This window comes from Rubritepida flocculans DSM 14296 (genome assembly GCF_000425365.1).
In the GTDB taxonomy this organism is placed as follows: Bacteria; Pseudomonadota; Alphaproteobacteria; order Acetobacterales; family Acetobacteraceae; genus Roseococcus; species Roseococcus flocculans.
The window spans coordinates 1-8,077 of record NZ_AUDH01000051.1 but is presented as its reverse complement, the minus strand read 5'-3'; the positions used below and the strand labels follow the sequence as shown (position 1 = coordinate 8,077).

The window sequence follows — 8,077 nt, the reverse complement described above, 5'->3', positions numbered from 1 at the left end:
ATGCAGCGGGGAAAAGCCCCTTTTGGAGCAGGCTCGCGGCGGTGCGATGCGCCGTGAGGTGCGTGCTGTCGATCATCAGCCACTCGGGTGGACCGCCTTCTGCTGCGAGGGCAGCGAAGATGCTGTCGAAGATGCCCATACGGCTCCAGCGGACGAAGCGGTTGTAGAGGGTCTTGTAGGGTCCGTAGGCCGCAGGCGCATCACGCCAGCGCAGGCCGTGGCGGATGACGTAGATGATGCCGCTCAGCATGCGGCGGTCATCCACGCGCGGAATGCCATGGGAAAGCGGAAAATGCGGCGAGAGGCGGCGCATCTGCGCGGGCGAGAGGAGGAAAGGCGGCTTTGGGCTGGGCATGGCGGAACCTCCGCCATGCTCAGAATCATACAGCGCCGCGTCGCGCCAAGCGATTAATGGGTTCTGAGCCTAATCAGTGGGAGTTGGTATCACGCCTCCACCACCGATTTTCTGGGCTGCACGCACCCTTTCCTCTTGGGATCGGGCCGATATCGAGGGAAGGGCTCACGCCCTCTGTGCCGAGTATACGGCCCTGGGACGGGGCGTGCAGGACTACGAACTCAATCGCCTGGCATGGCGGCTAGCCGCGCTTGGTCTGCCGCTCGAACCGATCCGCGCTCGCCTGGCGGCCTGCGCAGCAGGGTCGCACAGCCCGCAGGACCGACAGCGCCAGGTGGATCGAGTGATTGCTGCGCTCGCGGCCAAGGGGAGAGCACGCTGCGTGCCGGGGGGCGTCCGAAAACCCCTATAGAGCCTGTATACGGGGTTTCCGGACGGGGGGTCTACGTGCAGCCTGTGTCGGCGTTCGCCGCGATCCCGCGTCCACACACGCCGCGGAAGGGGAACTCGGTCGGCGCCGCTCAAGGCAGCACGTCAGCCAGAGAGCCAAGGCTGTAGCGCACAAGTGCCAGATACAGCCCTTCCCATCGACTTCGCCCAAATTGGCGCTAAACTGCTGGATTACGCGGATCACCCGACTTCATCCCGCCGGGGAGAGTCCACCCCGGCCCGCGCCTCAGCGCAGCACCACATCTCCGGCCGAGAGGGCCCCGCGCACCTCCACCCCCTCGGGCGTGGAGATGCCGATGGTCACGGGCACCTCGCGCACCGCGCCCCCCTGGCGCACCCGCACGAAGCGGCCCGAGGGCCCCTCGCGCACCGCATCCGGCGGCAGCACCACCGCCTCGGGGTTGTCGTAGGTGACGATGGAGAGGTTGGCCGACATGCCCACCGCCAGCCGCGCGCGCTGGTCGGGCGGGATGCCGCGGATGTGCACCGTCACGCCGAAGCTCGGCAGGCCGCCGCGCCCGGGCTCGCTGCTCACCTGGGCGGCCACGCTCGTCACCTCGCCCGCCAGGGTGAACTCGCTGAAGGCGTCGCCCGTCACGCTCACGCGCTGGCCCACGCGCACGCGGCTGATGTCGATCTCGTCCACCTGCGCGCGCACCTGGAAGCTCTCCAGGTCGCCGATGGTGAACATGGTCTGCCCGCGCGCGACGCGCGAGCCGACCTCCACCGTCTCCGGCCGGCCGGCGCCCTGGGCGGGCGGCGGCAGCAGCACCACGCCCGAGACGGGCGCATGCACCGCGGCGTTGGCGATGTCGCGCTCCAGGTCGCGCACGCGCACCTCGGCGTTGGCGAGCTCGAGCTCGGCGATGCGGAGCTGCTCGCGGTCGCCGCGCGCCAGGGTGCTTTCCAGATCCTGCCGGGCGGCCTGGAGCTGAAGATCCTGGGTGCGCTGCTGCTGCAGCAGGTTGCGGTGCTCCTCGGCCGGGATGATGCCGCGCTGCAAAAGCCCCGCGGAGTTGGCGACGCGCGTGCGCAAATCCGCCGCCTCCATCTCCGCCGCCGCCACCTGCCGGCGCGCGCGCGAGACCTCGAAGCCGTTCTCCCAGCCGCGCAGCTCCTCCACCCGCTGGCGTGCGCGGATGAGGGCGGAGCGCGCCTCGCGCAGCCGCACCTCCACCTCCGCCACATCCATGCGCAGCAGCGGCTCGCCGCGCTCCACCGCGCCGCCGTAGCGGAACAGCCGCTCGCGCACGAGCCCGTCGAAGGGGCCGACGACGCTGACCATCGCCCCCGCGTCCAGCGCCCCCACCACGGCGATGCGCGCGCTCACCGGGCGCGTCTGCACCACGAAGGCGTCGCCCCCCGCGGCGGGGGCGGCGACGGCGCGGAACTCGTCGCGCGTGCCGAGCCAGGACCAGGCGCCCACGCCCACGAAGAGCGCGAAGACGAGGCCCGTCGCGCCCATGCGCAGCCATTGCAGCCGCCGCGCATGGGTGCGCAGCCGCGCCGCCGCCTCCTCGAGGTTCCGATAGGCGTTCTGCAGCGCGGCGTTCTGCTCGGCGAGGCGGCGGTTCAGCGCGTGCTCGGCCTCGGCGAGGCGGTCGAGCTTCGTCACGTCGGTGAAGCTCGCGGTCAGCACGGTGCGGCCCTGGTCGGGGCCGGAGGGGATGGTCCAGGCGCGGCTGCGCACGGAGAGGCGGCGCGCCCGCCCCTCGCGCGTGTAGGTGACGCGGTCTCCCTCCGGCGTCTCGCCGGTGATGGGGGCGAGCACATGGTCGAGGAACTCGTCGCCGCCGCCATCCTCCGGCAGGATCTCCTGCAGCGTGGCGCCGAGGCCCGTGCCCGGCGCGACGCCGAGGATCGCCTCGCCCGCGCGGTTGAGCGCGCGGATCCGCCCGTCGGGGCTGACGATGAGCACCCCGTCGGAGAGGCTGTCGAGCACGCCGGGCGGCGCGCCGCTCAGGGCTGGTTCAGGCTGATCCGCCATGTCTCCAGCGTGGTGCCGAGCACCTGGTCGAGCGTGGTGAGGGCGTTGACGTAGCCGATGACGGCGCCGAGCTCGGCGCTCTCGGCCTGCTGGAGCTGGGCCTGGAAGTTCACCACCTGGAAGTTGGAGGAACGCCCCGCCTGCAGCCGCGCCAGCTCCGCCTCGAGCTGCTGCGCGGCGAGCTCGCGCGAGCGGCGGGCGAGCTCGGCCTGGCGGCGCTGCGCCTCGATGTTGCGCACCGCGTCCTCCACCTGCTGGCGCACGCGGTCGCGCGCCTGCTCGGCCGCGAGCTCGGACTGGCGCAGCGTCACGGTGGCGTTCACCTCGCCCTGCTCGCGCTGGAGGCGGCCGATGGGGATGTTCACCACCAGCCCGAGGTTGAAGTCGGAGCGCACGCGCGTCAGCGCGCCGATGGTGTCGAGCACGTCGCGGTTGGGGGAGCTGGCCTGCGGCCCCACCCCGGCGACGAGGTTCACCTCCCACAGGCGCTGGTTGCGCGCGACGTCGAGCTGGATGCGGTTGATCTCGATGGCGAGCAGCGCCTGCAGATAGGCGGGCTGGTTGGCGTAGGCCGTCTCCAGCGCGCGGCGCAGGTCCACGCGCACGCTCTCGGCCGAGGGGCGCTCGCTCGCCCAGATGCGCGACGCGGGGTCGAGCCCCATGAGCACCAGCAGCGCGAGCCGCGCCTGCTCGTTGCTGTTGCGCGCGCCGATCAGCGCGAGCTCCTGCTGGGCGATGGCGGCGTCGGACTGGATGAGCTCGATCTGCGCGAGCCGCCCGGCATTGACCAGCGCGCGGTTCACCTCCTGCAGCTCGCGCGCGCGGCGCAGGCTGGCCTCGGCGATGCGGAGCTGCTCCTGCGACTGCACGAGGGTGCGGTAGGCGGTGATGATGCTGGTGATCTGGTCGATCACGCTGCCCTTGAGGCGGAGCTGCGCGTTGCTCTCCGAGATGCGCGCGATGCGCACGGGCGCCATGGCGAAATCCACCCCGCCGCCGGCCAGCAGCGGCTGGATCACCTGGAAGCTGAGGCCCGAGGCGCTGCTCGGCGGCGCGCCGCGCACATTGGTCTGGTTCGCCGTCCAGGCGAGCTGGAAGCGCGCGCCCGTCGGCGCATCCCAGGAGACGACGGGGCCCACGGCGAAATTCGTGGCGTTCACCCCGCCCACCCGGCTGCGCGCCGTATTCGCCGCCACGTCGAGGCGCGGGACGAAGCTGCGCTCGGCCACGCGCAGGGCGAAGCGGTCGGAGATGCGCTGGAGGAACTCGCTGCGGATGGCGCGATTGTCGCGCAGGCCGATGAACACCGCCTCGGCCAGCGAGAGGGGCACGAGACCGGCCGGCGCCTGCGCGGCGGCGGGCGGGCGCGGCGGGCGGGGCGGGGCGGGGGGCTGCTGCTGGGCCTGGGCATGCGGGGCCGGCGCCCCGGCCAGCACGAGGCCGAGGAGCAGCCGGCATCCCGTGTTGGCCCGCGTTCCCATCGCGGCAGCTTCGCAACCTATCGCGCGCCCGTGCAAGGGGCCCGGTGGTGGTTTATGCTGCGCGGCCATGCGCCCGCTCCTCGCCTGCCTGCCCGTGCTCGCCCTCTTGGGCTGCGCCGAGCCCGCGGTTCTGCGCCAGGGCCCCGGCGCGGCCAGCATGGAACGCGCCGAGGGCGTGCCGCTGCCGCGCCTGGTCGAGCCGACGGGCCAGGGGCGCATCACGCTGAGCGATCCGGCGCAGGACGACCCGCGGCCCTTCCGCCTGCCGCCGCAACCGCCAGGCGGCCCGCGCTAACGCTGCTGCTGCTCGACGCGGATCGAGGCGTTCGCGAAGCCGCGCGAGCAGGGCACTGCGCGGCCACCTTCCTGGCAGTTGAAGACGAAGACCTCGATGCAGGCGAAGGCCGCGGCGGTGACGAGGGTCTGCCGCAGCCGGTGGCTGGTCGCGCCATTGCTCACGGACAGGACGGGGCCGGCGGAGCCGGGCAGGCCGCATTCGCTGATCCACACCTGCGCCTGGCCGCTGACGCGCCCGTCCCCGCGCGTGACGAGCTGCACGCTCTGCGAGAAGTTGCCGACCATGGGGATGCGCAGCGCGCAGCGGATCTGGTCCCGGCGATGCTCCTCGCAGCCGCCGGTGTGGGTCGCGCTCTGCTGCGCGGCGGCCGGCGTGGCCAGGAGCGCCGCGAAGGCCGCGGCCAGCAGGGTGGGGCGAAACATGGACGGCTCCTCTCTTGGGGCGCCGCCATTCAAGGGCCGCCCCCCCGGCAGGTCCAGCGGCCAGGGGCGATGGCCCTGATCGGCCGGGCCGATGCCCGCGCGGCGGCCGGGCGGGCGGCGTCAGCGCGGCTGCTGCTCGATGCGGATGGTCGCGGTGGCGAAGCCGCGCTCGCAGGGCACCGCGCGGCCGCCCTCCTGGCAGTTGAAGACGAAGACCTCGAAGCAGTTGTTGGAGATGAGCGAGGTGGGAAGCTGCATCACGCGATGCGTGCCGAAGCTGTTCGCCACACCCATCACGGGGCCGGGCTGGCCCGGCAGCCCGCACTGGCTGTGCCAGGCCTGGACCTGGCCGCTGGTCCGGCCATCGCCGCGCGAGATGAAGTCCACCAGGAACAGGCGGTGCCCGGTCGAGGGGATGTGCAGGGCGCAGCGGAGCTGAGTGTTCTGGAAAGGCTGGCAGCCGCCCGTGTGGGTGGTGCTGGACTGGGCCGCCGCCGGGGCGGCGAGCAGCGCGACGAGGGCGGCGGCAAGCCAGGCATGGCCGGTCATCTGGGACTCCTTCTCCTGCGCGCGCGAGGCGGCGGCGGAAGCAGAGAATCATTCGAGGCCCGCCGTCGAGGCCGCGAACGCGATCCCGCGCATCGGCCGGGCCGATGCGCCTACTCCGTCCGCAGCGCCACGATCGGGTCGAGCCGCGAGGCGATCACGGCGGGGTAGAAGCCGAAGAACAGCCCCGTGGCGATGGACACGCCCGCCCCCAGCGGAATGGCGCTCATCGAGAGCACGAAGGGCCAGCCGGAGAACTGCGCGAAGCCCCAGGCCCCCGCCACGCCGAGCAGGATGCCGAAGGCGCCCCCGATGAAGGAGAGCACCGCCGCCTCCGTGAGGAACAGCGACTGGATGTTCCAGCGCGTGGCGCCGATGGCGAGCCGCACGCCGATCTCGCGCCGCCGCTCCTGCACCGAGACGAGCATGATGTTCATCACTCCCACCCCGCCCAGCACCAGCGCGATGGCGCCCACCGCGCCCAGCAGCAGCGTGAACAGCCGCATCTGCGAGGCGAGCCCCGCCAGCAGCGCGCGCGCCGACTGCACGGAGAGGCGCTGCTCGCGCATCAGCGGCTGCAGGCTGGCCGCGACCGCACGGCCCACCGCCTCCGGGTCCGCCTCCGGGGTGCTGCGCGCCACCGCCCAGGCGAGGCTCGCCTGGCTCATGATGCGCCGGCCATTGGGGATGGAGACGATCAGCACGTCGTTCAGGTCGGCCGGCATCATGGGGCTGGGCAGGCTCGGCTCCAGCACGCCGATCACGGTGAAGACGTAGCGCCCCACGCGGATGGAGGAGCCTGTGCGGATGCGGCTGTAGGGCGTGGAGAGGTTCTCGGCGAGCTGCGGGCCGATTACCGCGAAGGGCTCGAAACGGTCATGCCGCGAGAGGAATCGCCCCTCGGCCACCCGCACCCGCGCGACCGCGGCGAGGGTCTCGGTCGCGGCGAGGAAGGTGGTGGAGCGCGCCTGGCCCTCCGCGCTCACCGGCCCGCCGGAGAGCATGAAGGGCGCGATGGAGGCGAGGCCCGGCACCTGCCCCACCAGCGCCTCCGTCTCGGCGAGCGGAAGCTGGCCGAGACCCGTGTCGGAATCGGCGCGCAGCAGCAGGATGTCGGTGCCCATGGCGCGGAACTGCCGGGCCGTCTGCTCGCGCGCGATGGCGCCGACGGTGAGCATGGCGATCACCGCCCCCGCCCCCACCATGATGCCGATGAGCGCGAGCGCCGAGCGCTGCCGCGCGGCGAGCAGGTTGCCGATGGCCTCGAGCAGCGCCTGCTTGATCATGCGCGGCGGATGTCCTCGGCGATGCGCCCCCCGCCGAGACGGAGCTGGCGCGGGCATTGCGCGGCGATGTCGGGGTCATGCGTGATGATGAGGGCGAGCACGCCGAACTCCCGGTTCACCTCCAGGAAGAGGTCCATGATTTCCTGCGCCACCTTGGGGTCGAGCGCGCCGGTGGGTTCGTCGGCCAGCAGCACCTTGGGCTGGCCCACCAGGGCGCGGGCGATGGCCACGCGCTGCTTCTGCCCGCCCGAGAGCTGGGCCGGCATGTGCTCCATCCGGTCGGCGAGGCCCACGCGCTCCAGCATCGCGCAGGCGCGGCGGCGCGCCTCGGCCTCGGGCGTGCCGCGATACATCAGCGGCAGCGCCGCGTTGCGCCAGGCGTTCAGCCGCGGCAGCAGGAAGAAGGACTGGAAGACGAAGCCGATCAGGCGGTTGCGCAGGGCGGACTGCTTGTCGGGCGGGGCGGCCAGAACATCCTCGCCCGCGATGCGGTAGCTGCCGGAGCTCGGCCGGTCGAGCAGGCCGATGATGTTCATCAGCGTGGACTTGCCGGAGCCCGAGCCGCCCATGATCGAGCAGAGCTCCCCCGCCTCCAGGCGCAGCGAGAGGTCGCGCAGCACGACCGTCTCGGCCGGGCCGGTGCGGAAGCTCTTGGTGATCTCCGTCAACTCCAGCATGGGCGCACGGTAAGGCTCCCGGCGGGGCTGTCCATCGGGGATGGCCGGGGCGGCGGGCGGAGGCCTCGCGCCAGGGGGGCTCGGCGCGCGCATTGTCGCCGCCCTGCTGGCGCTGGGCGAGGGGGGGGGAGAGGGGCCGCTGGCGGGGAGAGTCCAGCGCCGCGCGGCGCAGCCCGCGGGAACCCCATGAGCATGGCGCGAGCGCGATGGCGAAGCCGGGGGATGGTCCGGTCGCATGGCCGAGCGTCTTGCCCGGGCCGGGTTGATGCGGGCGGCATGAAATGCGGCCCGTATTGCGCGCAGGCTTGGCAGGCCGGCGGCCCCCACCCGATCTGGCTTGCGGCGTCGGCCCTCCGCCCCTAGAAGCGGGGGCCTCGCGGACAGGTGGCCGAGCGGTCGAAGGCGCGCGCCTGGAAAGTGCGTATACGGTGATGAGCCGTATCGTGGGTTCGAATCCCACCCTGTCCGCCAGTTCTAGGCCGCGTGGACAAACCTGATCCACAGCCGGATGGAGGCGAGTGTTGCGAAGCCGAGGAAGCTCTCCGCGGTCTTGTCGTAGCGGGTGGCGACGCGGC

General features: G+C 72.7%; 8 protein-coding genes and 1 tRNA gene. 2 read left to right on the top strand and 7 right to left on the bottom strand.

From position 1 onward, the window contains the following. From H596_RS0118365 to H596_RS0118355, 3 genes are all read right to left on the bottom strand, one after another. Positions 1-355: IS5 family transposase (locus H596_RS0118365; protein WP_027286112.1), on the bottom strand; the 355-nt coding region annotated here is incomplete at its 3' end. Positions 356-1,031: 676 nt separating this feature from the next. Continuing rightward, a complete protein-coding gene (locus H596_RS0118360; RefSeq protein ID WP_084603015.1) occupies positions 1,032-2,792 on the bottom strand; it encodes an HlyD family efflux transporter periplasmic adaptor subunit in 1,761 nt (586 codons plus the stop codon). Next, positions 2,765-4,273: a TolC family protein gene (locus H596_RS0118355; RefSeq protein ID WP_027286110.1), complete on the bottom strand. Its 1,509-nt coding sequence runs from the start codon at positions 4,271-4,273 to the stop codon at positions 2,765-2,767. The genes H596_RS0118360 and H596_RS0118355 overlap by 28 nt, the downstream gene beginning before the upstream one ends. Before the next feature lie 67 nt (positions 4,274-4,340). Here H596_RS0118355 and H596_RS24260 point away from each other — a divergent pair, with 67 nt between their 5' ends. Beyond that, a complete protein-coding gene (locus tag H596_RS24260; protein ID WP_027286109.1) occupies positions 4,341-4,568 on the top strand; it encodes a hypothetical protein in 228 nt (75 codons plus the stop codon). On the opposite strand, the gene H596_RS0118345 is transcribed toward H596_RS24260, so the two are convergent. The 4 genes from H596_RS0118345 to H596_RS0118330 form a co-directional block, all read right to left on the bottom strand. Further along, on the bottom strand, positions 4,565-4,993 hold the full coding sequence (locus H596_RS0118345; protein ID WP_027286108.1) for a hypothetical protein: 429 nt from the start codon (positions 4,991-4,993) through the stop codon (positions 4,565-4,567). The genes H596_RS24260 and H596_RS0118345 overlap by 4 nt on opposite strands. 120 nt (positions 4,994-5,113) lie before the next feature. Then, on the bottom strand, positions 5,114-5,542 hold the full coding sequence (locus H596_RS0118340) for a hypothetical protein (protein WP_027286107.1): 429 nt from the start codon (positions 5,540-5,542) through the stop codon (positions 5,114-5,116). 110 nt (positions 5,543-5,652) lie between these two features. Further along, on the bottom strand, positions 5,653-6,825 hold the full coding sequence (locus H596_RS0118335; RefSeq protein WP_027286106.1) for an ABC transporter permease: 1,173 nt from the start codon (positions 6,823-6,825) through the stop codon (positions 5,653-5,655). Further along, positions 6,822-7,502: an ABC transporter ATP-binding protein gene (locus H596_RS0118330; protein ID WP_027286105.1), complete on the bottom strand. Its 681-nt coding sequence runs from the start codon at positions 7,500-7,502 to the stop codon at positions 6,822-6,824. Before H596_RS0118330 ends, H596_RS0118335 begins: the two co-directional genes overlap by 4 nt. Positions 7,503-7,880: 378 nt before the next feature. Between H596_RS0118330 and H596_RS0118325 the strand changes: the two genes are divergently transcribed. Then, a tRNA-Ser gene (locus H596_RS0118325) sits at positions 7,881-7,973 on the top strand. Positions 7,974-8,077 lie beyond the last annotated feature (104 nt).